The 24,579-nt window shown below is 62.2% G+C and carries 21 protein-coding genes and 1 pseudogene; 11 read left to right on the top strand and 11 right to left on the bottom strand.

Annotated elements, in window-relative coordinates; translation table 11 throughout:
* Nucleotides 1-192 precede the first annotated feature (192 nt).
* Complete coding sequence (locus tag ACX80X_RS19660; RefSeq protein ID WP_459310210.1) at nt 193-1,923, top strand: helix-turn-helix domain-containing protein; 1,731 nt, start codon at nt 193-195, stop codon at nt 1,921-1,923.
* Between the two features lie 502 nt (nt 1,924-2,425).
* Here the strand turns inward: ACX80X_RS19660 and ACX80X_RS19655 are convergent.
* On the bottom strand, nt 2,426-2,584 hold the full coding sequence (locus tag ACX80X_RS19655; protein WP_459310209.1) for a LysR family transcriptional regulator: 159 nt from the start codon (nt 2,582-2,584) through the stop codon (nt 2,426-2,428).
* 335 nt (nt 2,585-2,919) lie between these two features.
* On the opposite strand from ACX80X_RS19655, the gene ACX80X_RS19650 reads away from it, so the two are divergent.
* Nucleotides 2,920-3,708, top strand: coding sequence for an SDR family oxidoreductase (locus tag ACX80X_RS19650; RefSeq protein ID WP_104063819.1), 789 nt, complete (start codon nt 2,920-2,922; stop codon nt 3,706-3,708).
* A gap of 1,362 nt (nt 3,709-5,070) precedes the next feature.
* Here ACX80X_RS19650 and ACX80X_RS19645 read toward each other — a convergent pair.
* From ACX80X_RS19645 to ACX80X_RS19630, 4 genes are all read right to left on the bottom strand, one after another.
* Entirely contained in the window at nt 5,071-6,051 is a 981-nt protein-coding gene (locus ACX80X_RS19645) for an ABC transporter permease (RefSeq protein ID WP_459310208.1), read from the bottom strand.
* Entirely contained in the window at nt 6,048-7,040 is a 993-nt protein-coding gene (locus tag ACX80X_RS19640) for an ABC transporter permease (RefSeq protein WP_459310207.1), read from the bottom strand. The genes ACX80X_RS19645 and ACX80X_RS19640 overlap by 4 nt, the downstream gene beginning before the upstream one ends.
* On the bottom strand, nt 7,033-8,544 hold the full coding sequence (locus ACX80X_RS19635; RefSeq protein ID WP_459310206.1) for a sugar ABC transporter ATP-binding protein: 1,512 nt from the start codon (nt 8,542-8,544) through the stop codon (nt 7,033-7,035). The genes ACX80X_RS19640 and ACX80X_RS19635 overlap by 8 nt, the downstream gene beginning before the upstream one ends.
* Nucleotides 8,545-8,673: 129 nt before the next feature.
* A complete protein-coding gene (locus ACX80X_RS19630; RefSeq protein WP_459310205.1) occupies nt 8,674-9,828 on the bottom strand; it encodes a sugar ABC transporter substrate-binding protein in 1,155 nt (384 codons plus the stop codon).
* Nucleotides 9,829-10,270: 442 nt separating this feature from the next.
* On the opposite strand from ACX80X_RS19630, the pseudogene ACX80X_RS19625 reads away from it, so the two are divergent.
* Nucleotides 10,271-10,474, top strand: a pseudogene (locus ACX80X_RS19625) (sugar phosphate isomerase/epimerase); the annotation flags it as partial.
* Between the two features lie 31 nt (nt 10,475-10,505).
* On the opposite strand, the gene ACX80X_RS19620 reads toward ACX80X_RS19625, so the two are convergent.
* From ACX80X_RS19620 to ACX80X_RS19605, 4 genes are read right to left on the bottom strand one after another with little or no spacing between them, the layout of a single operon-like run.
* On the bottom strand, nt 10,506-11,171 hold the full coding sequence (locus ACX80X_RS19620) for a family 16 glycoside hydrolase (RefSeq protein WP_252603306.1): 666 nt from the start codon (nt 11,169-11,171) through the stop codon (nt 10,506-10,508).
* Nucleotides 11,172-11,194: 23 nt separating this feature from the next.
* Complete coding sequence (locus tag ACX80X_RS19615; RefSeq protein ID WP_252603309.1) at nt 11,195-12,196, bottom strand: zinc-binding alcohol dehydrogenase family protein; 1,002 nt, start codon at nt 12,194-12,196, stop codon at nt 11,195-11,197.
* Nucleotides 12,189-13,376, bottom strand: a complete 1,188-nt coding sequence (locus ACX80X_RS19610; protein ID WP_252603312.1) for an MFS transporter — start codon at nt 13,374-13,376, stop codon at nt 12,189-12,191. Before ACX80X_RS19610 ends, ACX80X_RS19615 begins: the two co-directional genes overlap by 8 nt.
* Nucleotides 13,376-13,543, bottom strand: a complete 168-nt coding sequence (locus ACX80X_RS19605) for a hypothetical protein (protein WP_252603315.1) — start codon at nt 13,541-13,543, stop codon at nt 13,376-13,378. The genes ACX80X_RS19610 and ACX80X_RS19605 overlap by 1 nt, the downstream gene beginning before the upstream one ends.
* Nucleotides 13,544-13,651: 108 nt before the next feature.
* On the opposite strand from ACX80X_RS19605, the gene ACX80X_RS19600 reads away from it, so the two are divergent.
* Nucleotides 13,652-14,164 carry a PadR family transcriptional regulator gene (locus ACX80X_RS19600; RefSeq protein ID WP_252603317.1) on the top strand — a complete coding sequence of 171 codons (513 nt, stop codon included), beginning with the start codon at nt 13,652-13,654 and terminating at the stop codon, nt 14,162-14,164.
* Here the strand turns inward: ACX80X_RS19600 and ACX80X_RS19595 are convergent.
* On the bottom strand, nt 14,083-14,472 hold the full coding sequence (locus tag ACX80X_RS19595) for an oxidoreductase (protein ID WP_459313117.1): 390 nt from the start codon (nt 14,470-14,472) through the stop codon (nt 14,083-14,085). The two genes, ACX80X_RS19600 and ACX80X_RS19595, sit on opposite strands and share 82 nt — an antisense overlap.
* A gap of 250 nt (nt 14,473-14,722) precedes the next feature.
* Here ACX80X_RS19595 and ACX80X_RS19590 point away from each other — a divergent pair, with 250 nt between their 5' ends.
* The 7 genes from ACX80X_RS19590 to ACX80X_RS19560 all read left to right on the top strand — a co-directional run bounded on the left by ACX80X_RS19590 (nt 14,723) and on the right by ACX80X_RS19560 (nt 22,615).
* Nucleotides 14,723-16,099, top strand: coding sequence for an NAD-dependent succinate-semialdehyde dehydrogenase (locus ACX80X_RS19590; protein WP_252603321.1), 1,377 nt, complete (start codon nt 14,723-14,725; stop codon nt 16,097-16,099).
* Nucleotides 16,100-16,128: 29 nt separating this feature from the next.
* Nucleotides 16,129-17,415, top strand: a complete 1,287-nt coding sequence (locus ACX80X_RS19585) for a CaiB/BaiF CoA transferase family protein (protein ID WP_252603323.1) — start codon at nt 16,129-16,131, stop codon at nt 17,413-17,415.
* 17 nt (nt 17,416-17,432) lie between these two features.
* A complete protein-coding gene (locus ACX80X_RS19580; protein WP_252603325.1) occupies nt 17,433-18,635 on the top strand; it encodes an acyl-CoA dehydrogenase family protein in 1,203 nt (400 codons plus the stop codon).
* Nucleotides 18,636-18,713: 78 nt separating this feature from the next.
* Nucleotides 18,714-19,937 (top strand): thiolase family protein, encoded by a 1,224-nt coding sequence (locus tag ACX80X_RS19575; protein WP_252603328.1) that lies wholly within the window; start codon nt 18,714-18,716, stop codon nt 19,935-19,937.
* A gap of 11 nt (nt 19,938-19,948) precedes the next feature.
* Nucleotides 19,949-20,743 (top strand): enoyl-CoA hydratase/isomerase family protein, encoded by a 795-nt coding sequence (locus ACX80X_RS19570; protein ID WP_459313115.1) that lies wholly within the window; start codon nt 19,949-19,951, stop codon nt 20,741-20,743.
* Nucleotides 20,743-21,621 (top strand): 3-hydroxyacyl-CoA dehydrogenase family protein, encoded by an 879-nt coding sequence (locus ACX80X_RS19565; protein ID WP_459310195.1) that lies wholly within the window; start codon nt 20,743-20,745, stop codon nt 21,619-21,621. Before ACX80X_RS19570 ends, ACX80X_RS19565 begins: the two co-directional genes overlap by 1 nt.
* Nucleotides 21,622-21,700: 79 nt before the next feature.
* A complete protein-coding gene (locus tag ACX80X_RS19560) occupies nt 21,701-22,615 on the top strand; it encodes a LysR family transcriptional regulator (RefSeq protein WP_104063832.1) in 915 nt (304 codons plus the stop codon).
* A gap of 7 nt (nt 22,616-22,622) precedes the next feature.
* On the opposite strand, the gene ACX80X_RS19555 is transcribed toward ACX80X_RS19560, so the two are convergent.
* A complete protein-coding gene (locus ACX80X_RS19555; protein ID WP_459313110.1) occupies nt 22,623-24,362 on the bottom strand; it encodes a helix-turn-helix domain-containing protein in 1,740 nt (579 codons plus the stop codon).
* Nucleotides 24,363-24,579 lie beyond the last annotated feature (217 nt).

The following is a 24,579-nucleotide window of genomic DNA, read 5'->3' as shown; positions in this document are numbered from 1 at the left end:
ATGATGTCTTCCTCCGACTTGTAGAGCACTGTGAGATAATTCACCTTGTAAACACCAGTCTGTAGTGGCAGAACCACGACCCGGTGTCCCAATTTGGAACACTTCCGATCCACCCGAAAAGTCGCGATTCATACTCATTCGGCAATAAACCCGACGGCCTTCGGACGGCATACGACATGGCAAAGGGGCAGTATGTCCGACCCGGTGCGCGAAGCTCGCGAGCAGTTGATTCGCGTTGGCCTAAGTGGAAAGTACGGGTCCAGCGACGCCGTCCCGGATGTGATTGTCCGAAGCTGGCGCCGATCGATCAGCAGCGCAGTAAAAAGCTCCGTCACGTCTCAGCGGTATCAGGACGTCGACACAGACTCACTGCTGTGTCGGGCTGCAGTGCCCGTCCTCGACCGGTGGCAGCACCAACTGGCAGACACCGGCACAACGCTCTTCCTGAGCGATCGCGGCGGCAGCATCGTGGCCCGGCGAACCAGTGACAACAGTGAGCGACGCCGACTCGACAGCGTGCACGCAGCAGAGGGCTTCGACTACTCCGAGGACGCCATCGGCACCAATGGACTCGGGACTTCCATGGTGGAAAAGCGTCCCATATTCGTTAAGGGTAGCCAGCACTACAATGACGCATTGGCCGCTTTGGCGTGTGCGGCCGCCCCGGTCTATACGCCGGCAGGCTTGGTCGTGGGCTCAGTCTCACTTGGAGGGCCTGTCGAGGCTGCAAGCCCAATCATGCTGTCGCTCACTCGGGAGATCAGCCAACAGATCGAGGAGAGGTTGCGGGCCTCCTCCAGGCCCCAAGACCTTGCGCTGGCGATGTCTTTCATGCGCTTCACCAGCTCACAGCGACCCACAGTGGTGATGGACAAAGAGTCCATCCTTGCCAACACGCCGGGACTGCCGTACGTCAACGTCGCATCACACGTCATGCTCTGGGAACTGATCAACTCCCACAACTGGTCCTCCAACAGCACGCTTCGCCGTCATTTGGAGGAGACTTTCATTGAGATCACGGCAAGGAGGGTCGTGGATGGGCCGCGCGAACACTTCGTGGTTCATTTTTCCAATTTTGGCGAAACTCCAGACCACGATTCTGGAGTGGCGGTGCCCTCTAAGACGACCATTACCACGCTAGGGCGGGATAACACCGCCCCAGCAGTTGTCGTCGTTGACGGACCGCGTGGTTCTGGACGGGCGACTGTAGCCGGACGGCTGCGCACCACGCGAGAACGTGTGGCACGTCTTGAAGTGTTTGTCGTATCCGCAGCGGCGGCTCCGCCGTGGACGACCGTGGAGGGCCTCTTAGCCGGCGGCACGGACGTCCTGATCCGGCGCGTGGAGGAGCTAGCCGAGAACGAGATCCCCAGTCTCGCCGGCGTCGTGGAGCGGCAACGGAAGGCGCGTGCAGCTGGGCAACGTGCCAGCAGCCTGTTGCTGACCTCCTGGCGCGACCGAGCTGCGGCGATTGCCCAGGCGTTTATCGATGCCGCCGGACCAGCGGAGCATACTGAGTGCTTGGCTCAGCGCCCGGAAAGGATTCCCGGTCTGGTGAAGGTCCTCCTGAACGTCGTTGATCCGGAAGCGCGTCACACCATTTCGCCGGCTGCTCTGCAGTCGATGGTCCAGTGGAACTGGCCCGGCAATATCAGCGAACTCGCTGACACCGTGGCAGGCCTCGTACGTGAGGCAAAAGTATCAGTCATCGAACGACGACACTTGCCGAAGCATCTACAGCAGTCACCGCCACGACGCCACATGAGCATGATGGAGACGGCAGAGCGCGGGGCCATCATCAGGGCGTTCGACGCAGCCGGAGGCAACAAATCCGAGGCCGCAGCGCTGCTGGGTATGGGGAGGACGACCCTGTATCGGCGGCTGCGCCAACTTGGCCTTGATACGGGCGAAGGGTCGATCTGATTTTCAAGGCCGCGCTTCGCCGATGTCACGGCCCGCGTCGGGCCATCGAGGCTGATGACTTCGTCCACTACGGCCTGTAGGGCCGGACTTGTGTCGTCCCGACGCCACCCTGCCGTCAGGTGGATATCGGCGGTGGAGTCATTAGGAGGGACGAACACCACATGTGGATCCTTCGCCTTACGCGCGACAGACGCCAGTGTCAGATGGCATCCAACTTCGGCGCTGACCATTGCCAACGCCATCTGCGCGTCCGGGGCCGCCCTACGATGGCGGCAACAAGGCCGTTGGCATAGGCCAGCCCTCGAGGCCACTCAGGCATGACTGCGCCTTCGGACAGGGTTAGCGAAATGAGGCCTCGCCAGCAAGCCTGGCAAGCTGGGCCACTAGTTGGTCAGTAGAAACGCCGGCGAAGCATTCCGCACGAGTCCACGCGTCGTCGTCGGCGATCGGACCGCGACTTCGGCTCCGCGCAAAGGCACGAGCAACTCGGTAACAGGGGCATTCAACGCCTGTCCAGTGGAAGTGTCAGCGCGGAACGGGTATTGCGGTCCAGCAGGCGAGTCCCAAGTTCGGCCGCAAGTTGTTTTATCGTCCGGCGGCGGGGCGGACGGGCGGTGGGGAGCCGTTCGGCGGCCCGCCCGAAAATGAAGTTCCTGGGCAACTGTTAGGAATGCCTGCAGTTGTCCGGCGCCCATGAGGAAATCTTCGTGCGCCGGACAGAACTGTGCAGAATTTGGACACTCCAATCAATTGCGGGTAATCCACAGGCAGGATGAGGATGTGCCGCAACCGCGGGACATCCCTGCAGCTCAACGACGAGCTTGTGGGCAGTTACGGAACGATCCCGGGAGACGGACGGCACGGAGTTGACCAGAAGTGTTGAATAAGGCTCGAAGGCTTCGCCTCTGGCCGCAGCACGGGGCAGCTCCACGGAGAGGCCCGGTCGATCTCTGCGCCTCTTGATCAAATGCTCCCACTAGAGCTGAAGGAGACAACATGTCAGGACGTGTAGAGGGACGCAGCATCCTTATCACAGGTGCAGGGAGCGGTATGGGCCGGGTCATCGCCATCGCGCTTGCAAAAGAAGGGGCGAACATAACTCTCTTCGATCTAAACCTTGCAGCGGCCAACGCTGTGAAGGACGAAATCACCCTTGCGGGCGGTAGCGCCGTTGCCGCTTCGGGTAATGTCGTCGACCGAGCCGACGTCGCCATGGCAGTCCAGACCAGTGTCGATTCCTTCGGTCAACTCGACTGCATGTTTGCCATTGCGGGCATAATAAAGCCGACACACTTCCTGGAGACCACCGAAGAGAACTTCCGAAGCACCCTGGACGTGAACGGCCTGGGAACTCTTATCTGCCAGCAAGAGGCTGCTAAGCAGATGATCAAACAGGGCAAGGGTGGCAAGCTCATAGTCACATCGTCCATCGCAGGCCGGCAAGGTTACCCGAATTTCGCATCTTACTGCGCTAGCAAGTTCGCGGTGACCGCTTTGAACCAGTCGGCTGCCCATGCATTGGCGAAGCACAAAATCACGTCCAATGCCTTTGCGCCCGGCGTTGTGGACACCCCGCTATGGAAGAAGCTCGACCTGGACCTCATGGACATGGGAGATACATCCCGTCCTGGCGAAGCATTCGAGTCCTTTTCCGGAGCGAACCTGATCGGCCGCAAAGGCGTTGCGGAGGACGTGGTTGGAACGGCCCTCTACCTCGCATCTTCGGACTCCGACTATATGACTGGCCAGACCATCATGATCGATGGCGGTATGGTACTCGTCTAACGTCACCAACATGCTTGGATGCTTCGAAGGGGCCAGCGCCGAACGAGGAAATCGAACTTCTCGATCGGCGCTGTCCCGTTCTAGGGCAGAGCACCTTCGGTGAGCTCATGTGCCTCCGCGGAAGGCTCATGGTTTATGGGTTCGGCGACCATTCTCAGCAACCTCGACGAAGCGCAGTCCGGACTCACGAGACGTTTGCTTTCTAGCGTGGATGAGTAGTCCAGCCAAGCCTTCCACGATACTCAGCGCCCCGGAACTAAGCGCGGCCTTCCTGGATTTCAGCGACGACCCCTGGCAAGGTGTTTTGGACTCGGCACCGCGTCCACTTCCGATGGAACTGCTCTGCGCCCAAACCGTCTACGGAACCAGCTCGAGGCATCAGCGCTCAAGCTGCTTGACTGAAAATTGGCGTACCACGGCTTTGGTACTCAGCCGCCGATTACTCCCGCGAGGCAGTCACGGATCCTGACAATGTCCGGGGAGCGCCGCGTCCAAAGCTCCTTTCCACGACATGGCCGGCACCAGGCCGCGACAGATGGGAGGAACCACCGCTGCATCCAGGCTTCCGCGCCCGTTTAGGGCCCGATAGACGGTTCAGGCGCGAGGCGCACGTCCGGTTGTCCGGAACAGCGGAGCGTGTCGTTTTGCTAATTTGGCGGGGCGCCGGCTTTGTTCTGGGTGCCTGCAGGAAACCCCGCAGCTCCAGGTCGCGGGCGACTCTCCCCGATTCACCGACGGCCCTTTTCTGCCGCTTGGCACGGCGTGGACGGTCGTTGCCAAAAGGCTTTTTGAACCTTGCAGCGGATCTCTCTGCTCGCAGTCCACGGACTCCTCCCGAGCTCCGCGGCAATTGCACTGGATACGGGCGGCGGGCAGGTATCAGGTCCGCTATCTTAATCCGTTCCGACTCGAAGAGACTGGGCGGAGATCAGCGCACGCCGTTGCCGAGAAACCGACGGGGCGCCCGGGACTTCCCGGGTCCTTTCATCTCTGCCGAAATTGCAACTCCCAATGCGCACAGTTGTTGTAGCGACCACTGGTGCCCCGCCCCCGAAGCGCTCACGCCGTTCCCCCTCGGACATCTTGCCTGGCGTCGTTTAGGCCAACACAGGCGGTGGTGCCGCTTGACCCGTCACAGGGCATACCCGGGCCGGGGTCGCAAACACTCCCCCACGCAGACCACGGTTTTGACGCTTCACGCATCTATCGCCGTGCCTTCCAAGGAAGGCTCCCGATCTTCCAGATTTCTCTGGGACCAGGTACTCCGTCGACCACGCCGGTGGATTTCCCGGGGCGCTCCGCTGGCAAGACAGGAGCGCCCCGGGAACCATGCTGTCCCTTTTTGGGTGAGAAGGTTCTCTCTCAGGTGACGGCTAGGTGAGGCTGGCGCCGCCTCACAGAGGCGTTGTGGGCAACCACTTTAGCGATGGCGAACTCCAAAAGGATCACCACCAGCAACAGGACACCCGTGAAGAGCTCGGTAACGAAGGCCTTGACACCGATCGACGACATCCCCGCGGCGAGGACTGCAGTGATCACGATACCGAACGCGACGTTTATCATGCCTCCGCGCCCACCGGTGAGGCTGACTCCGCCAATGAGGACTGCGGCCAGCGCTAGAAGCAGCATGTTGGCCAGTCCATCCGGCGTTGCAGACCCGCCGCGGAAGGACGACAGCGCGCCTGCCAAGGCGCCGCAGCCGCCCGAAATGGCAAACGCGAGCACCAAACGCGATTTGAGCTTGACCCCCGATGCGACAGCCTCCTGCCGGGCTCCGCCGATCGAAGATATCTCACGGCCCCATCGCGTCCGCGACAGGAAGATGCCAAGAACGGCGAGCACCGCGATGGTTGTCAGGGACAGGGGCGTGAAGACCCAGATCCGGACCATGAGTGCGTCGCTCAGGTTGTAGTCGGTGAGGGTGACCGGGACGCCGCCGGTCGCCAGCCAGGTTGCGCCGCGGAGCAGGATCAGCGTTCCGACCGTGAATACAAGCGAACTGATTCCCAGCCGAGCAATCACCCAACCTTGGAGCGAGCCGAGCAGTACACCCACGACTGTAGCGATGAGAATGCTCGCGATCAGGCCAAGGCCACCGAGCTGTACCGCAATAGCCCCTGCAAACGCGGCCATCGACGCAACTGAGAGGTCGAACTCCCCCGCGATCATTGTGACCGCCAGCCCGGCCGCGATGACACCCAGCGGGATGAGCCGTTCAAGCGACGAGAAGAGCGCAGCCTCGCCACGGAAGCTGGGCGAGACCACCGCCATGATGCCGATAACCAGGATGAGGACGAGGATTTGGAGCGCGTACTTGAAGGCGAACTCCTTGGCTGCATTCATCGAGTACTGACCTTTCTAAGAACGTGAAGAACTACGACGAGTACGACGACGATGCCGCCGACAAGGAACACGCGCCAGCCGGCGTCGAGACCATGCAGGAGCATGATGTTTCCCAGGGCCACAATGAGCAGCGCACCGAGCGCAGACCGGGTGGGTGATCCTTCACCGCCGGATACTGCCGTGCCCCCAACCAGAACCGCCGCAATGACGTCCATGGTGAGTCCGGCAAGGTCATTCGCCTGCATCTGATGCAGTTGTGAGGCATTCAGTGCTCCGGCGACTCCGAGCCCCACCCCAAACGAGATGAAAGCCCAGATGGTAGTCGCTTGGGCAGAGATGCCGCTGTTCCTCGCTGTGGCGCGGTTGGCGCCGAGCAAGTGGATGTTGCGGCCGATAAGTGTGTGTTCGGTGAGGAACCAGGCAACGGCCGTGAAGAGCACGAAAATGTAGACAGGCAGCGGGATTTCCAGGAAGGTCCAGGTTGCCAGCCACGCCACGTCAACGCTGCCCGCAGTGACCACCGCACCTTTGGTGGTGATGGCCACCAGACCATAGATAACCGAACCCACGGCGAGGGTGGTGATAACGGGGTTGAGACCCGCTCCAACGATGAGGCCCTGCATGACCCCGAGTGCGACCGAGAGCAGGACGGCGGCGCCGAGCCCCGCGAGCGCCGATCCGGTCAATCCTGAAACTGCGAGGAAGATGATCCCGGCGAGCACCGTGGACGATGCAATGCCTAACGAGAAGAAGTTGCCGGAAATCGTGATAGCGGTCATCGAGACAGCGATGATCCCGACGATTGAGGTGTTGATGAGAATGGCTCGGACGTTCGCAAACGTTGCGAAGTCGGGCGTGCTGAGTGCCGACACAACAAACACTGCCACCAGAAGAAGCGGGAGCGTGTAGTTGTTGATGAAGCGCACCAAGCTGCCCCGGTGTGATGGCGCTGTGAAATTGGCGGCAATGGTTGCTGCTGTACTAGTCATGATTCACTTCCTCACGATGCATTACTTCGCGAACGAGGGCGGATTCGGTCCACTCTTCGGCTGGGCGGATTGATGTTTGTTCGCCGCGGAAATAGGTGGCGATTGTGTCAGAGAGACCCAGAACCTCGTTGGTGTCCGAGGAGCTGACTATTACGCCTACCCCGGAGTCGCTGAGTCGTCGAAGCTGCGCGTAGATGTCGGCGCGCGCGCCGATATCCACGCCGCGGGTAGGCTCCTCAACGAGGAGGACCCGCGGGTTGATTCCCAGCCATTTGCCGAGGGCCACCTTCTGCTGGTTCCCACCGGAAAGCGTTCCAACGTTCGAGTTCATGCGCTTGAGGTCGATAGCGAAATGACCTGCATAGCGATTCGTCTCGTCGACCTCCGCCCGTGCGCTTACAAACCCTACTGCGGACAACCGGTGCAGCCAGGGCGACGATAGGTTCCGGCGGATCGGAACTCTTGCAAAGATCCCGTCCTTCTTGCGATCAGCGGAGCAGTACGCGACGCCCGCGGAGATGCCGTTCTGCCGCCCGCGAGTGTTGAGTGCCTGGCCGTCGACGATTATTTCACCGGACACAATTTCGCCGACGCCGGCAAATGCCTCCATCAGCTCAGATGTTCCAGAGCCAAGCTGCCCCGTTAGCCCCAGGATCTCTCCCCTTCGGAGAGTCAAATTGATCTCCGATCGGAGCTCGGGAATCCGGAGTCCACGTGCCTCCATCACGACTTCACCCACTGCGGCGGCCTTTCCGGGATAGAGGTGGCCCAGTTCCCGGCCGATCATCTTGGCGACAATCGTCTCGACGTCGAGCTCTTTCACCTCGAGAGGGGCCTCGCTCATGCCGTTACGGAAAACGGTAACGCGGTCAGCAATCTCGAAAACTTCACCCAGCCTGTGGGTGACATAAACAACGCTCCGCCCCTCCGACGCGAGACGTTTGACGGCACCAAGCACTCGGACGATCTCCGCATCCGAGAGGGCGGCGGTCGGCTCGTCGAAGATGATGACCTTGGCATCCCTGGCAAGCACGCGCGCAATCTCAAGAAGTTGCATCTCAGCAACTGAGAGTTCCTCAACCGGAGTAGACGGGTTCATGCCTGCCAGCCCGACGCGCTCAAGAACCGCCACGGCGTTGTCATTCAGCTTGCGGGGGCTCCACCACCAGGGCGCGGCTAGCTGACCGAGCACGAGGTTCTGTGCCACCGTCATCGTTCCGACCGTGCTGAACTCCTGCTGGACGACGGCGATTCCGGCGGCTTGTGACAGCGAGACGCTGGAGATGTTTGCTGGTACTCCGTCGATCTCGATGGAGCCCTTGTCGGGTGAGACGAGGCCTGAGATGACCTTGACGATCGTGCTCTTGCCTGCGCCGTTCTCGCCCAACAGGGCCATGACCTCGCCGGCTCGGAGCTCGAAGTGCACGTCCGACAGGGCGTTCACTGCTCCGTAAGACTTGAAGATGCCGCTCGCCTTAAGGCGGAGGGGAGTGCTTCCAGTCATTGGTTTCTCCTCGGTTTACATGGGTGGTGCATAAATGCGCCCACCGGATAGGTGCGGAGCCTCGGATAGCTCCGTTTGAGGGAGGTATCCGAGGCTCCGCGGTTGGAAACGGACTCCAGTTGTGAGGTCCTATTTGCCCATCAATTTGTCGAACGAGAGGCCCCAGATGTCGAAGGAGGCGTTGTTTTCGGCTGTCACCTGGGGGTTCATCATGTACGTGGCCGTATGCGGGGCCTCGACCTTGAGCTCGGGCTTGTTCGACGAGGATTCAATGGTGACTTCGCCGGGCTGCACCTGACCTGTGGCGATGTACTGGGCAGCGGTCCGAACGACGAGTGCGCCCTCGATCACGGGAGACTGCAGGGTAGCCGACCAGATCTTGCCGCTGCGCAAGTTCGTCATGTCGCCGGAAGAGGTTCCGGTGATCAGGATGACGTCCTTTCCCGGCTTCAGCCCGTTTTGCTCCAGCGCCTGCACGACACCATTGGCTACGTCATTGCTGTGTGCATACACGATGTCGATGCCCTGTCCAAGGAAGCGCGGAATGACCTGGCTGGCTGCTTTGAATCCGCCCTGAGCGTCAACGGTCGGGGTGGGTTCGACGGCGAGCACATTGAACGCGCCGGGCGTTGCTTCCGCGAAGGCTTTCTCTCGGTCGTCACCAGCGGCGTACCCGGCAGTGAACCGGATCTCTACCACGTTAGGCTTGCCATCGGGCCCGTGAAATTTGGCCCCTTCAGCCTTGAGCTTCTCGACGGCGGCAAGAGCGTTTAGTGCGGCTTCCTTGCCGATGCCCGTGTCCGAGACCCCCGCGTATGCTTTCACGTATTTGGACGCCTCGGGGGTGACCAGGTTGTTGAACTGGATGACCGGTGCCTGCGCAGAAAGCAGGCGAATTGAGTTCGTTGCGGCCGCGGCGCCGGCCGGCCACATCAAGACTGCGGCCGCACGCTCACCGGTGGCGAGCCACTCCTGGACCTGCTGATCTTGCTCAGTTTGGTCCCAGTTATTCTCCACAATGTTGACGGTGTAATTGAGGGACTTTGCTTCGTCCTTGATTGACTGGGAGGCAGCCGCCAGATACACGTTCGAGGTCGAAGGCATGAAAACCTTCAAAAGAGCGCCACCGCCATCTATGCTTCCAGTGCCGGCAGCTTGGGTGCCGACGTTGGCGCCCGGAGAAGGATTGCCGTTAGTGCCGCAAGCGGCAGTAGTGGTAATTAGACCGGCAGCCAAAACCGCGACAGCGATTTTTCTCCATGTAGCCAGATACGGATGATGCATTTTCTATGCTCCTTTGAATAGAGTGGGTTCGGGCTAGAAATGCAGGAGAGGGTACAGAGAATTCTGTGTATGGGGCAACGCCATTTCGTTCCACGTGCTTCGTAGGGCTGCGGGCGTATTCCTGACCTGTTCCCAGGTTCTAGCCCGAGTTATTGGATTCTTGCGTAGAAACCCCCGGGATCCGCGCTATGTACAGAACTTGAACACGTTACGTCGAGGGTGTCCGCTCACCAGAGCGCTGGCGCCTCAGGCTCCGGAGGTCAGTTGTACATTGCTTGCGCGCCGGACGGTGATTGCCCAGTGACGCTTCCTTAGGGTCCGCTGACTTCCGTCGCGGCCAATGTCCCAAAGCGAGGGCCAGTTGGTGTCTGAGGTTTGCTCTCCGTGGAGAGTTCGAGTTTCCGTTCTGGGAATGCGTTGAGGCGGGCGCGCAGGCATTCCGATGTGGCAGGGTATCGACCCGGTCTCGTTCATCTGGGACGTCATGGACCGGATCTCCCATGTGGACCGCAAGGACACCAAGCTGCGCCAGACCGGCCGGAACGCCGTCCTCGGCTCCCACCTGGTCTGGGGCGACCCCCCGCCGGGGCTGATCACCTCTAATTCGGCGTCCAATATCGAAGATGAACGGCGCTATCGATGTTTATGGGTCAAAGTAGGAGAGCTTCTCCCGCTGATCACGTTGTCGCGACGGACAGGTTGGAGAAGAAGGCAACGGTTCCGATGTCAACGAAAAGCCCGACGCTGCCACTGGCCGGCTGTGCCTTGGTTTCAGTGAGATCCAGAATCTTCGTCCCGTCGATCATGACCCGCAGACTCCTGTCCTGCACTTCAATGCGCAGACGGATCCATTCGTCCGGGCCGATGTCGGCCCCGGACTCGTAGCGGCCGTCCGGGTACTCCTCGCGGAGGCGTTCATACTTCCATTCCGGGTACGCGAAATACTGCACCGCACGGTCTATCCGAGGCCCCGGCGGGTCAACCTTAGCCCCATTGAGAGGCCGGATATAGACAGCCTCAAAGCTGTCCAGGCTGTCCGTTATCCGGTAGGCAAGGCCAGCGAATGCCCGCGCAAAGTCGGGCGCATTCGCACTGAGCCGGCTCAGCACATCGACTTCGACGGTGCCATTTTCGAAATCCGCGGGTATCAGGACGAATGTGGGCTGGTCTATGTAGTCGATGCCAGGGACGCCTGAGGCGGCGGCGTCGGTCAGTTCGATGCGAAGTGCCTGACGGCCTGCAACACTGACGCTCTCGGCTGTGACGGAGTTCAGCGAGGCCCCGGCGGGCAGGTTTTCCAGTGCACGCACCGCCGTGCTGTTCGGCTTCAGATCGTTCATCATGAGTTCCTTTCCTCGGAATGTCCCTAGGGAACGTCGGATTGTCCGCCGAGCGTGACCACGAGCTTGCCGGTCACCGAGCCGTCCTCCATGTCCTGGTGCGCCTGGACAATGTCCTCAAAGGGATAGACCTTCCCGATCGGAACACGCACCTCCCCTATTGCCACCGCGTCGAGGAATTCCTGGAGGACGGCTCCGGGGAGGTCTTGGGCACCGCCTGAATAGGCGGTGAGCCGCACACCGTTGGGGATGTAATCAATGGGGTAGAAGTCCGGCACCGTCCACTCGTCCGACAGCATGCCTGTAAAACACACCGCCCCGTGCACCGCGGTGGCCCGAAGTGTGTCGTGCAAGGTCGGCGTTCCAACGAGCTCAACAGCGCCGCCCACACCATCGGGAAAGATCTCCCGGACCACTTTGGCGATGCTTCCGGTGTCGATGATGGCATGGTCTGCTCCGGCGTCGAGCAGTGCCTGCGCCTTTGTGGAGTTCCGGGTGGTGGCGAGGACGGTGATGCCGCGGCGTTTGGCCAGGACGACCAGCGCCATGCCGATCGATGAGGTGCCGCCTCGGATCAGGAGGCTGCTGCCGCGGGCGGCGTTGACGCCGACGGTCAGCGATCCATTGGCGGTTTGCAGCATTTCCGGAACTGCACCCAGGATGGCCCAGTCAAGATGGCTTGTGAACGGGACGACATTCGACGCTGGCACCGTGACGTACTCGGCGTACCCGCCGTCGAACGTTCTGCCCATGCCGCCCATCAGGGCGGCCACCTGGCTCCCCGCGTCAAACTCTCCGCCGGGTGCCTCCACCACCACGCCCGTGGCTTCGATGCCGGGGATGCGGGGAAAGGAGCCAAAGGATCCCAGACCACGCCGGAAATGCAGTTCGGAACGGTTCAGACCGAAAGCATGGACCTTCACTAGGACCCAACCGGGCCTGGCAACTGGCCGGGGCACCTCCCGTATTTTCAGGGCGTCCGGGCCCCCGGGTCCGTCGAGGACGACGGCGCGCATCAGGTCAGGCATGGTCCTTCACTCCTTGTGAATCGGTGTCATGTGAAATATCCAGCTTCACTGGGTTAGCCATGGATGGTTCTGTTTGGCGCGCAGCAGTCTCGGGACCGCGCCGGATGGCCGGGATGGCTGCGAGCGCAACGGCCGTTATCAAGAGTCCGGGCACAAGGGGCCATTTGGTCGATTCAGTAAGCGTCTGCACGGCGTAGGGAGCGATGCCGCCGAAGATCGTGGTGGCAACAGTCCCGCCGATCGCCAAGGCGGTCAGGCGCCCCCTGACATCGAACTGTTCAGGAATCGCCGACGCCCCCACGGCACTGAGGCTGCCCGCAAGACACGCAAGCACCACCACCGCCGCGACCGCTACTTCCACGTTCGGTTGGCCGGCCGCAGCGAACATCGGGACCGGGAGCACAATCGCCGCAGCCGCAAGGACCAACAGAGTGGCACGCCGCCCATACCGGTCGGACAGCCAACCTGCCACAGGAGAAGCAAGGACGACGACGCTGGCCGCAAGCGTTGCCAGACCCATGGCCGAGGATTCGCTCCATTCCTGGACCGAAATCAGGTACGTGGGCAGATAGATGAACCCCACATAATAGGCAGCCGAGCACAGTCCCGAAATGAAGAACGTACGAACTACCGCACGCCACTGACGCCGCAAAATACGTACTATTGGCTCCCGCTGTGCTGCCAGCCGGCTTTGCAGGAACAACGGCGTTTCGGGGAGGGTCGACCGGAGAGCCAGGATCACCGCAGCGAGAACGCCGCCCACAACGAAGGGGATCCGCCACCCCCACTCCTCGACCTGGGAAGCGGAAAGCGACAGAACCGTCAGGGCCGAAATGCCGGCCGCCAGCAACGCACCGATTTCGCTGGCCGCCGCAGCCAATGAGGTAACCAGTCCGAAGTTCCTTGCCGTGCTGCTTTCCAGGAGGTAGGTCATAACCCCGGTGTATTCGCCGCCAACAGAGCACGCCATAACGCAACGAAGGGCAAGAAGCCACAAGGCCGCCGGTTCACCCACCTGGGCAAATGTGGGCAAAGCAGCCATCCCGGCCGTGGCCAGGAACATCAACGCCATCGACGCCAGAAGAACCGGGCGCCTCCCCCACCGGTCACCCACGTACCCAAACACCAGCCCGCCCACAGGCCGCAGCAGATACGAGACAGCAAACGTCGCCAGTGTCATCAGGACGCCCGTCGGGCTGTCACCAAAAAGACCCGGGACAGCACTGAACTCAGGAAGAGGAACAGGGTGAAGTCGCACCACTCCACCACGGTCGAGACCACAGCTATGGCGAGGCGGCCGCGGGAAAGACCCGGCCTGCCAGAACCGAGGACAAGCAATGAGGGCATGGGAGGTCCTTCGACGGAGGATGCAAGACCCCAGCATATACCTCGAAACGAGGTAACGACGAGCTAATGCCTCGTTTCGACATATTCATGTCATGTAGCATGGCGTTCGTGCTGGAATTGATGATTTTGGGCTTCCTCGCAGAGGGCCCGCTCCACGGATATGAACTGCGCCGGAAAATGAACGAACTGTACGGCTTCGCCCGTGAAATCAGTGACGGGAGCCTGTACCCGGCCATCCAACGCCTGATCAAAGCCGGCGCCATCGTCCAGCATGTCGAGAAGGGACGCGCCGCGCAGCGCCACACGCTAGAACTCACACCAGAGGGCAGGAAAGAACTCCACCAGCGACTGCGGAGTGCATCAGCCGGCGACGTGACCGACCTCGGCAAGTTTATGGTCGTTCTCGCCTTCCTGTCCCAGCTTCCCGACATCAACGACCAGCACGACGTACTCCGGCGCCGCCTCCAGTTCCTCGAGGCCCCAGCCAGCTTCTTCTACGACAACGGCCGCCCGCTGCGCCGGGCAGAAATACAGGACGTCTACCGCAAAGGCATGCTCACCATCGGCCAGGCCGCCAGCCGTGCCGAAATCACCTGGATTCGGCAATCCCTGGGCATCTGACGTACGAAGACAACTATCGGCGTTAGAAAAACCCTGGAAAAACTGGGGAAAAGCGCTCGCCGGAGGCCATTTAGGCGGGCGGCCAAAATCCTGTTGGCCGCTCTGAGGGCGGCAGGTGCGAGCTGGATGGCAGCGACCGCACGATGTTCGCGAATGCCCCTGGCTATTCGGCCGAAGGCTTTCTCTTGTTCAGCGTTCCACAGCCCGAGGTCCCACTGCGTAATCCGCCCATCGAACCGGACAGCCGTGGCCTCCACCATGATCAGGCCGGCTCCCCCTGCAGCCCGGCTGGCGAGGTGACTCCTTATTGCAAGGGGACTTTTGGGCAGACGACGCCCGTCGAATCAGAGTGGCATCCAAGCCACCTGCCGTCCAATACCTATTTCACGGAGGATTTATTCAGATCGCTGCAAAGATCTTGTCATTGCAGCGTGCACTCCCCTTGATGACTATTACGAAATTGTCATCAATAAGCGCCCTAATAAGTATTGGACTGTATAGCCGACAGCTGGGATCGTAGTCACTAACACACACTGCCTTCAGAAAGAGTTCAGGACGATGAGCAATTACGCAACCACCAACCCGGCAACCGGAGAACGCGTTGCCGAGTTCGCGTCCCTCAGCGACGAGGACGTACAGGACGTGCTGAAGCGCTCATTCACGCAATATCGTGAATGGCGCGCCGTCCCGCTCGCCGAACGAGCTGCCATCCTCAGCCGGGTTGCCGAGCTGCACCGCGAACGCTCCGACGAGCTGGCCGCCGTGCTGACCCTTGAAGTAGGAAAGCCGACGGCGGAGGCCAAGGGCGAGGTTGCCCTCGTCGCCTCCATCTATGACTACTACGCGGACAATGCCGAGCGCTTCCTCCGCGAGGAGCCCCTGGACGTCAAGGGGACCGGCAGGGCTGTGGTCCGCACCGAACCCATCGGACCCCTCATTGGCATCATGCCGTGGAACTTCCCGTACTACCAAGTGGCCCGGTTCGCCGCGCCCAACATCGCGCTCGGCAACACCGTCATCCTGAAGCACTCCCGCAATTGCCCGCAGTCGGCGCTGGCCATCGAATCGGTCTTCCGGGATGCCGGGCTGCCGGCCGACGTCTACATCAACGCGTTTGCCACCAGCGGCCAGATCGCCACAATGATCGCGGACCCGCGGGTGCAGGGCGTCTCCCTGACGGGATCGGAGAAGGCCGGATCCGCCGTCGCCGAGGTCGCCGGACGCCACCTGAAGAAGTACGTGCTGGAGCTGGGCGGTTCAGACCCGTTCATCGTGCTGCCGGACGCCAACCTGGACAAGGCCGTGGCCGGCGCCGTTTCCGGCCGCATGTACAACGGCGGCCAGGCCTGCACAGCGTCCAAACGTTTTATCATCGTCGGCGACATCTACGACGAATTCCTGAAGCGCTACACCGATGCAATGTCCAGGATCACGCCCGGTGACCCCACGGATGCAAAAACGACCTTCGGTCCCCTGTCCTCCCAGTCCGCCGTCAAAGAAATTGACGAGCTGGTCCAGGACGCCGTCACCAAGGGGGCAACCGCTTTCACGGGCGGTGCCGGCCCAGACGGACGGGGCGCCTACTACCCTGCCACGGTGCTGACCGGCGTGACACCCCAGATGCGCGCCTACTCGGAAGAGATCTTCGGCCCGGCAGCAGTGGTCTTCCGTGTGGATTCCCCCGAGGCTGCCATCGACCTGGCCAACGACTCCCCCTACGGCCTGTCCAGCTCCATCTACACCGCCGACGTCGACTACGCCCAGCAGCTCGCCGACCAGTTGGAAACCGGCATGGTGTGGATCAACAGCATCAGCCGCAGCGCCCCCGACCTGCCCTTTGGCGGCGTCAAGCGTTCAGGCGTCGGCCGTGAACTCGCCCAGTACGGGATCAACGAATTCGCCAATAAAAAGCTCGTCCGGATCCCCAAGGCATAGATCCTGCGACGAAGACTTCGAGGAGCATCGTGACGATTGAAACAAGCCCCCCCAGTGCAAGGCATCGGGCTGCAGAGTCCGCGGCACCAGACGCGCCGCTCGGCTCTGACATATTCGGCCGCACCGGCAGCGGACCCCTTGCCGGGCTCCTCGTGGCCGACTTCGGCCGCGTGCTTGCTGGCCCGTACTGCACCATGCTGCTGGCTGACATGGGCGCCACGGTGGTGAAGATCGAAAGCCCCGACGGCGACGAAACGCGGGCATGGAAGCCTCCCGTCCGGGACGGCCAGTCCACCTACTACCTCTCGATTAACCGGAACAAAGGCTCCATCGCCCTCGATCTCCAGGACCCCGAGGACCGGCGCATTGCCCAGGAGATCGCCGGTCAGGCGGACGTGGTGGTGGAGAACTTCAAGCCCAACGGCCTGAACAGGTTTGACCTGGACTATGACACTGTCGCGGCAACAAACCCCGGCGTTATCTACGCATCCATCACCGGATTCGGGACGGCAGGCGGCGCGTCCCTCCCCGGCTATGACCTCCTGGTCCAGGCTATGTCCGGACTCATGAGCGTGACCGGCTCGCCCGAGACTCCCGCATACAGGTCCGGCGTGGCCGTGTTTGACGTGATGACCGGCCTGCACGCGGCCATCGGCATCCTGGCCGCCCTCCAGGAACGCCAGCGCAGCGGAAAAGGCCAGCGGATCGAAGTCAACCTGATGTCCTCCGCCCTGTCCGGCATGGTCAACCAGACCGCTGGATACCTCCTCAGCGGCAGTGTGCCCACCCGGCTCGGGAACGAACACCCCAGCATCTACCCCTATGAGCCGCTGGCCACGGGCGAGGGCGACATTGTGATCGCCATCGGCAACGACCCCCAGTTCCGCCGGCTCTGCCAGGCGCTCGGCACGCCGGCCCTGACCGGCGATGACCGCTTCGCCACGGCTCCCCAGCGCAGCCTCAACCGCAAGGCTCTCAGGCCACTGCTGCTGAAGGCCCTCCGCAGCCGAAGTTCCGCCGAATGGTTCGAGGTCCTCACAGAGGCTCAGATCCCCTGCGCGCCGATCAACGACGTCCGCCAGGGCCTTGAATTCGCCGAACGGATCGGCCTGGAGCCCGTCGTCACAGTAGGTACCGGCGACTCTGCTCTGCCGGGGATCCGCAACCCCATCACCTTCTCCGAAACTCCGGTCAGCTACGACATGGCCCCGCCGGATCACAATGCCCACCGAGAGCCCATTCTCGCGTGGCTACGCTCAGCGTCCCCAGGAGCAGCAGTCCCCGCCGCAGCATCACCACAGTTCCAGCAAGCTTAAGAACAGAAAGTTCAATCATGACAACCACAGTTGATCAGCGCACAACGCTCTCCGATTACTTCCTGTTGGATGACGACCTCACCCCCGAGGAGATCGTCATCCGGGACAAGGTCCGTGCGTTCGCCGAGCAGCGTGTCCTGCCGGTCATCAACGAATACTGGGAGAAGGCCGAGTTCCCCACCGAACTGCTGCCGCCGCTAGCCGAGCTGGGAATCATCGGCACCATCATCCAGGGCTATGGATGCCCGGGTATGAGCCGTAAGGCCGCCGGCATGGTGGCCCGCGAGATGGCCCGCGCCGACGGCAGCCTCAACACCTTCCTCGGCATCCACTCGAATCTCTGTATGGGGGCCCTGAACATTCTCGGCAGCGACGAGCAAAAAGAACGCTGGCTCCCAGCCCTGGCCCGGATTGAAAAAACAGGAGCCTTCGCCCTGACCGAACCGGACCACGGCTCGGACTCCGTCGCCCTGGAGACCAGCGCCCGCCGCGACGGGGACCAGTGGGTTTTGAGCGGCCACAAACGGTGGATCGGCAACGGGCACGTCGCGGACGTCATTGTCCTGTTCGCCCGCAACACCGAGGACGGGAACGTCAACGCGTTCGTCATCGAAAAGGACGACGACGGCCGGTACCCGGCGGGCTACTCCCCCACCGTGATCACCGGCAAGGTGGGCAAACGTGCCATCCTCCAGGCCGACATCGTCATCGAGGAAATGCGCCTGCCCGCGGCCAACAGGCTTGAGGGATGCCACTCGTTTCGTGACGTGTCCCGCGTACTTCAGGCAACCCGGGGCGGCGCAGCTTGGGAGGCGGTCGGCCATGCCATGGCTGCCTTCGAAATTGCTTCCGATTATGCGCAGACCCGCATCCAGTTCGGCAAACCGATCGCGTCGTACCAGCTGGTGCAGTCACGGTTGGCGAACATGCTCAGCGAACTCACCACCATGCAGCTGCTGTGCAACCGCATGGCCGAACTCGCGGACCGGGGCCAGCTCACCGTCGCACAGGCGTCGATGGTCAAAATGGCAACCGCCCAAAAGGGAAAATGGATCTGCAACGAGGCACGTGAGCTGCTCGGCGGCAACGGCCTGCTGCTGGAGAATCACGTCATCCGCCACATGACCGACATGGAAGTCGTCTCCACCTATGAGGGCACCGACTCCATGCAGGCTCTCATCGTGGGCCGCGACATCACCGGTATCTCCGCCTTCAACTAAGCTTCCCGGTCCGCCATCGCGGATCGCGACAAATGACCGCGGCAGAACGCCAGCGACACGAACAAAGGAATGCAAAACATGGCTGAGGCCTTTCTAATTGGCGGCGCCCGCACGCCCGTGGGCCGCTATGGCGGTTCGCTCTCTTCCGTGCGTCCAGACGATCTAGCGGCACTCACGGTGCGCGCCGCCGTCGAACGCGCCGGCATTGACCCGGCCGTGGTGGACGAGGTGATCCTCGGTAACGCCAACGGTGCCGGCGAGGAGAACCGCAACGTCGCCCGAATGGCGTGGCTGCTCGCCGGGTTCCCCGACACCGTCCCCGGCATCACCGTCAACCGCCTGTGCGCCTCCGGCCTGTCCGCCATCATCATGGCCTCGCACATGGTCAAGGCCGGCGCCGCGGACATCGTCGTCGCAGGCGGCGTGGAGTCGATGAGCCGTGCCCCCTGGGTCATGGAAAAGCCGGACAAAGCCTTCGCCAAACCCGGAGCCGTCGTTGACACCTCCATCGGCTGGCGCTTCCCCAACCCCGCCTTCCTGTCCGGGGAACTCTCCCGCGACGGCAAGGCCGCGTTCTCCATGCCGGAGACCGCCGAGGAAGTGGCCCGCGCCTACAACATCTCGCGTGAAGACTGCGACGCCTTCGCCGTCCGCTCCCACGAACGCGCCCTGGCAGCCATCATGGCCGGCCGGTTCGCGGATGAGATCGTGCCCGTCCCGGTCAAAGGCCGCAAAGGCACACAAACCATCGTGGACACCGACGAAGGCCCCCGCCCCGGAACCACCACGGACGTCCTCGGCGCCCTGCGCCCGGTAGTCAAGGGCGGCAGCGTGGTCACCGCCGGGAACTCCTCGACGCTCAACGACGGCTCCTCCGCCATCATCATCGCCTCCGAGGCCGCGGTTAAGAGGTACGGCCTCACCCCCCGCGCCCGCATCCTCGACGGCGCGTCCGCCGGCGTGGCACAGGAAATCATGGGCATCGGCCCCGTCCCGGCCACCCGCAAAGTCCTGGCCCGCGCCGGAATCGCGGTAGCCGATCTGGCCGCCGTCGAACTTAACGAGGCCTTCGCCTCCCAGGCTCTGGCCTGCATGCGCGAACTGAAGCTCGAACCCGACACCGTTAACAACGACGGCGGCGCGATCGCCCTCGGCCACCCGCTCGGCTCCTCCGGCTCCCGCCTGGTCATCACCCTGCTCGGACGCCTCGAACGCGAAGCCACACAGGGCCGCAAGCTCGGCCTCGCCACCATGTGCGTCGGCGTCGGCCAAGGCACCGCCCTGCTGCTGGAAGGCGTGTAGTGACAGAAGTAATGAACGACGCCGGAACGCGCCTTGATACCTCGGGATTCGTCACGCTGCTGGTTGAGGAGCGCGAGGACCGTTTGGCGGTCCGGCTGCACCGGCCCGCAGTCAAGAACGCCATCGACCAGGCAATGGCGAACGAGCTGCACGCCGTGTGCGCGCACCTCGAGCGCGCACCGAAGATCCTGATCCTCTCCGGCACACCCGCCAACCCCGAAACCGGAGCCAAAGCCGTCTTCGCATCCGGCGCCGATATTGGCCAGCTGCGCGAGCGGCGCCGTGACGACGCGCTGGCGGGAATCAACTCCGGCATCTTCGACCGGATCGCGAAACTGCCCATGCCCGTCATCGCCGCGCTGGACGGCTTTGCGCTCGGCGGCGGCGCGGAACTGGCCTATGCGGCCGACTTCCGCATCGGCACCCCGGCCCTGCGGATGGGCAATCCCGAGACCAACCTGGGCATCCTGGCCGCGGCCGGTGCCACCTGGCGGCTGAAGGAACTCGTCGGCGAGCCAATGGCCAAGCAGATCCTGCTGGCCGGCAAAGTCCTCACAGGCGAAGACTGCCTCACGATCGGGCTGATCAGCGAGCTCGTGGACCCGGAGACGCTGCTTGACGCAGCCCACGCGCTGGCGGACGCCATCGCGGCGCAGGATCCGCTCGCAGTACGCATCACCAAAGCCGTATTCCACGCTCCGCGGGAAGCCCATCCCGTCATCGACACCCTGGCCCAGGGCATGCTTTTTGAGTCCCAGGCCAAGTTCAACCGTATGCAGGCGTTCCTCGACAGGAAGAAGAAGTAATGAACAACCCAATAGTGCCGGCCGGATTCCCGGCGCGCGTAGGCGTCCTCGGCGGCGGCCGAATGGGTGCCGGCATCGCCCACGCGTTCCTCATCATTGGGGCCGACGTGGTGGTTGTGGAACGCGACGAAGCCTCCGCCCAGGCAGGCCGGGAGCGGGTCAAGTCCTCCGCCGCGAAATCCATCGAGCGCAATCCGGGTGGCAATCTCGACGAGATGGTCTCCCGCCTCTCCGTTTCCGTGGACTACGCGGCCTTCGCGGACCGCGAACTGGTGGTGGAAGCCGTCCCGGAGGACTGGGATTTGAAGGTCACAGCGCTCCGCCGGGTCGAGGAGCAGCTCACGCCGGGCACGGTGCTGGCCTCGAACACCTCCTCACTGTCCGTGTCCGGGCTGGCCGAGGAATTGGCACGGCCCCAGGACTTCCTCGGACTGCACTTCTTCAACCCGGTCCCCGCCTCCACCCTGATAGAGGTGGTCATCGGCAAGCAGACCCGCCCCGAACTCGTTGAGCAGGCCCGAAGCTGGGTCCACGGACTGGGCAAGACCGCCGTCGTGGTCAATGACGCCCCGGGCTTCGCGTCCTCCCGGCTGGGCGTGGCGATCGCCCTCGAAGCGATGCGGATGGTCGAGGAAGGCGTCGCCTCCGCTGAGGACATCGACAACGCAATGGTCCTCGGCTACAAACACCCCACAGGGCCGCTGCGCACCACGGACATCGTGGGCCTGGACGTGCGCCTAGGCATCGCCACGTACCTGCACGAGACGCTGGGTGAGCGGTTCGCACCCCCGCAGATACTGCGCGACAAAGTGGCCCGCGGCGAACTGGGCCGGAAGACCGGCAAGGGCTTCTTCGACTGGACGCAGTCGCCCGAATAGCCAAGTCGATTGTTACCCCTTTCTCCGAAACAAGGACCCCAGTGATACGCTTGCGTCAATAATGTGCGGAGGAGATGCAGTGGAAATCAACCAACTTGTTGCCTTTCTTGCTGTCGCGGACGAACTGCATTTCGGCCGCGCAGCGGAACGCCTGCACGTTGCCCAACCGCCGCTCAGCAGGACCATCAAGCAACTTGAAACTGAGCTGGGTTCCCGCCTCCTCGACCGGACAACTCGATCCGTGAAACTGACGTCCAGCGGTCGGGCGTTGATAGGGCCTGCCACCGAAGTCCTTGAAGCCCTGCGTCGCGCGGAGGATGCGGTCCGTTCGGCTGATGGCGGCGAGTCGGGCCTTGTTCGCATAGCTTTCGCCGGTGTCTCAACGCACCAACTCGTTGCGCGGCTTGCCCGGTTGGTGAGGTCCCAACGCCCAGGGATTCAGTTGGACCTTTCCAGCCAGAATTTCGCGCAGCCCGCAATGACCAAGCTTGTGCAGGGTGACACGGACATCGCCTTCGGACGCTGGGACGTGATCCCGGCAGAAGTCGCTTCCAAGGTGGTGTCGCGGGATTCACTGGTCATCGCTCTCCCCGACACCCACCGACTGGCGGGAGCCCGTCGATTGGCGATCGTCCAGCTGGCGGCGGAGGGCTTTGTTTCGCTCCCTTCTTATGAGGGGGCTGTGCTTCCCGACCGGCTCCGACGTCTCGCGCGGGACAACGGATTCGTTCCTAGTATCGTTCAGGTGGCACCCGACACGCAGACGGCATTGGCCCTCGTCAGCGCTGAAGTCGGATGCCACCTAACATTGGCCTCAGTAGCAGTCAACGCAACCGATCCCCACATCGTCTTTATTCCGCTGGACGATACGACGGCCGATGTAGATCTCAGGGCGGCTTGGCGCCGGAATGACACGAATCCGGCTGTGAAGGCCGTTCTCCATGAAGTCATGAATCTCGATGAAGCGTTCCGCATTCAGCCCCCATACGAGTGACGTCGGTTTACAGGGTCGCCTCCCCCGACTCGAGTCCAAGCTGCCGGAGGCGGCGGTAAAGTGTGGTCCTTCCCATCCCCAGCAATTCCGCGGCCTCAGATTTGTTCCCGCCAGCAGCGTCTAACGCCCTGATGATGGCATCCCGCTCAGCGGATTCGAGGAGTGACAAGTGACGCCGCGGAGGAGCCTGCTGTAGGTGCTTAGGCAGATGCCGTCTCTCAATCACGGAAGCGTTTACCGTACGCACGAGCTGGGAAAGAGTCTCCGCCAACTCGGCAATGTTACCGGGCCAGTTCCATTGGACCAGTGACTGTAGCGCGGCCGGAGACATGGTGTGCCGTGAATCCAGATCCACCTCATTGAGTATTCGCGTCACCAAACCCGGAATTCGTTCAGGGGCCTGACTCAGGGGCAACGTTCGTGCCGTTGCGCCGATGCTGTCCATGAGAACTTGAACATCCGGAGAGGCATGTTCACGCGAAACAGTAACGAACAGGCGTCCCGACCGGCCGTCAGAGCCGAGTCTCTTCCCGGCTGCCTTCAACACAGTGGTAAATGCAAGAAATTCGTCCGTGCTGATCTCCTCGACGCGGCGCACGATGACGTCCAAGCCGCGCTCCAATAGATCTTGCACCTGATTCCACGGAACTCGGGACTCGGATGCGATCACAAACATTTCCGGCGTTCCAGTACTGCCCCAGCTTGCACGCAGGTCCGCGGCCGCCGTCAGTCTCCCGGAACCAGGCGGCCCCTCGACGACAGCGACAGCAACCCCGAACGCCTTTGTCCTTGGCGGTGCCACAAGAGAATTTTCACCGCGGCCCAGTACGCCCGTTTCATGGCGCCCGCCGTGAGGCAGCGCATCCGGCTCGGAAAAGTGCACCACGAAATGACCGCGTGGGCCATCGGTGACCCTGCGGGCCGTAATCTCAATCGTTGTCCCCTCAAGTTGGCGACGAAGCATGGGCGCAGAAGACCAGTTGTGGGTGTTGAGCACTTCCCACAGCATCACGTGCGAAGCGACGTTTACGTACGGCAATCCGGGCGTGTTGGCGAGAATGGATTCGTGGTCCAGAACGACCGTGGGACGCTGGGAACTGGAAAAGCGCATGAAAGACATCGCAAGTGCAAGGTCTTGGGGTCTGGAAGAGGTGCGAAGCCTCTCCTCGATCTGTTGGCTGATCTCCCGCGTGAGCGAGAGCATGATTGGATTGGCATCCTCCATGGGTCCGCCTAAAGCGATAGAACCCACAACTAGGCCTGCTGGCGTATATATGGGCGCCGCCGCGCAGGCATTTGTGGCCAGCGCATCACTATAGTGCTGGCTGCCCTTGACGAACACCGGCCGTTTCTCGACCATGGAGGTTCCCAAGGCGTTGGTGCCGATGGCGTCCTCGGAGTAGTCGAAGCCCTCTGCTGCGTGCATGTTGTCCAGGCGCCGTCGCTCACTGCCGTCGCTCGTCCGCCTATCCACGATGCTGCCGCCGCGATCGCTCAAGAAGAGTGTGGTTCCAGTGTCTGCCAACTGGTGCTGCCAACGGTCTAAAACAGGCACGGCCGCCCTGCCAAGCAACGTGTCCGTATCCACGTCCCGGAAGCGCTGCGGAGGTGCAGAAGCTTCCACCGAGCTACTTAATGATCTGCGCCAGCTACGCACGATGAGATCCGGCACGGTGTCAGCGTGGTAGATGCCGGTGAGTCCTACGCGAATCAGCTGCTCGCGCGCTTCCCTTACGGGATCGGTCATTTGTGAACCCTTGCAATGTTCGTTCGTACGTCTGAGTGTTCACCTTCCGATGGGACCGGGCGGTTCGGACTATTGCCGTCCGGGTATCAAACCCCCAATCGCAAGCGCCGTTGCAGTGTTCCAAATTGGGACACCGGGTCGTGGTTCTGCCACTACAGACTGGTGTTTACAAGGTGAATTATCTCACAGTGCTCTACAAGTCGGAGGAAGACATCAT

This window comes from Pseudarthrobacter sp. MDT3-1, from assembly GCF_054510755.1.
Note: the sequence above shows the minus strand (reverse complement) of the source record. Positions and strands in the feature narration are given on the sequence as shown.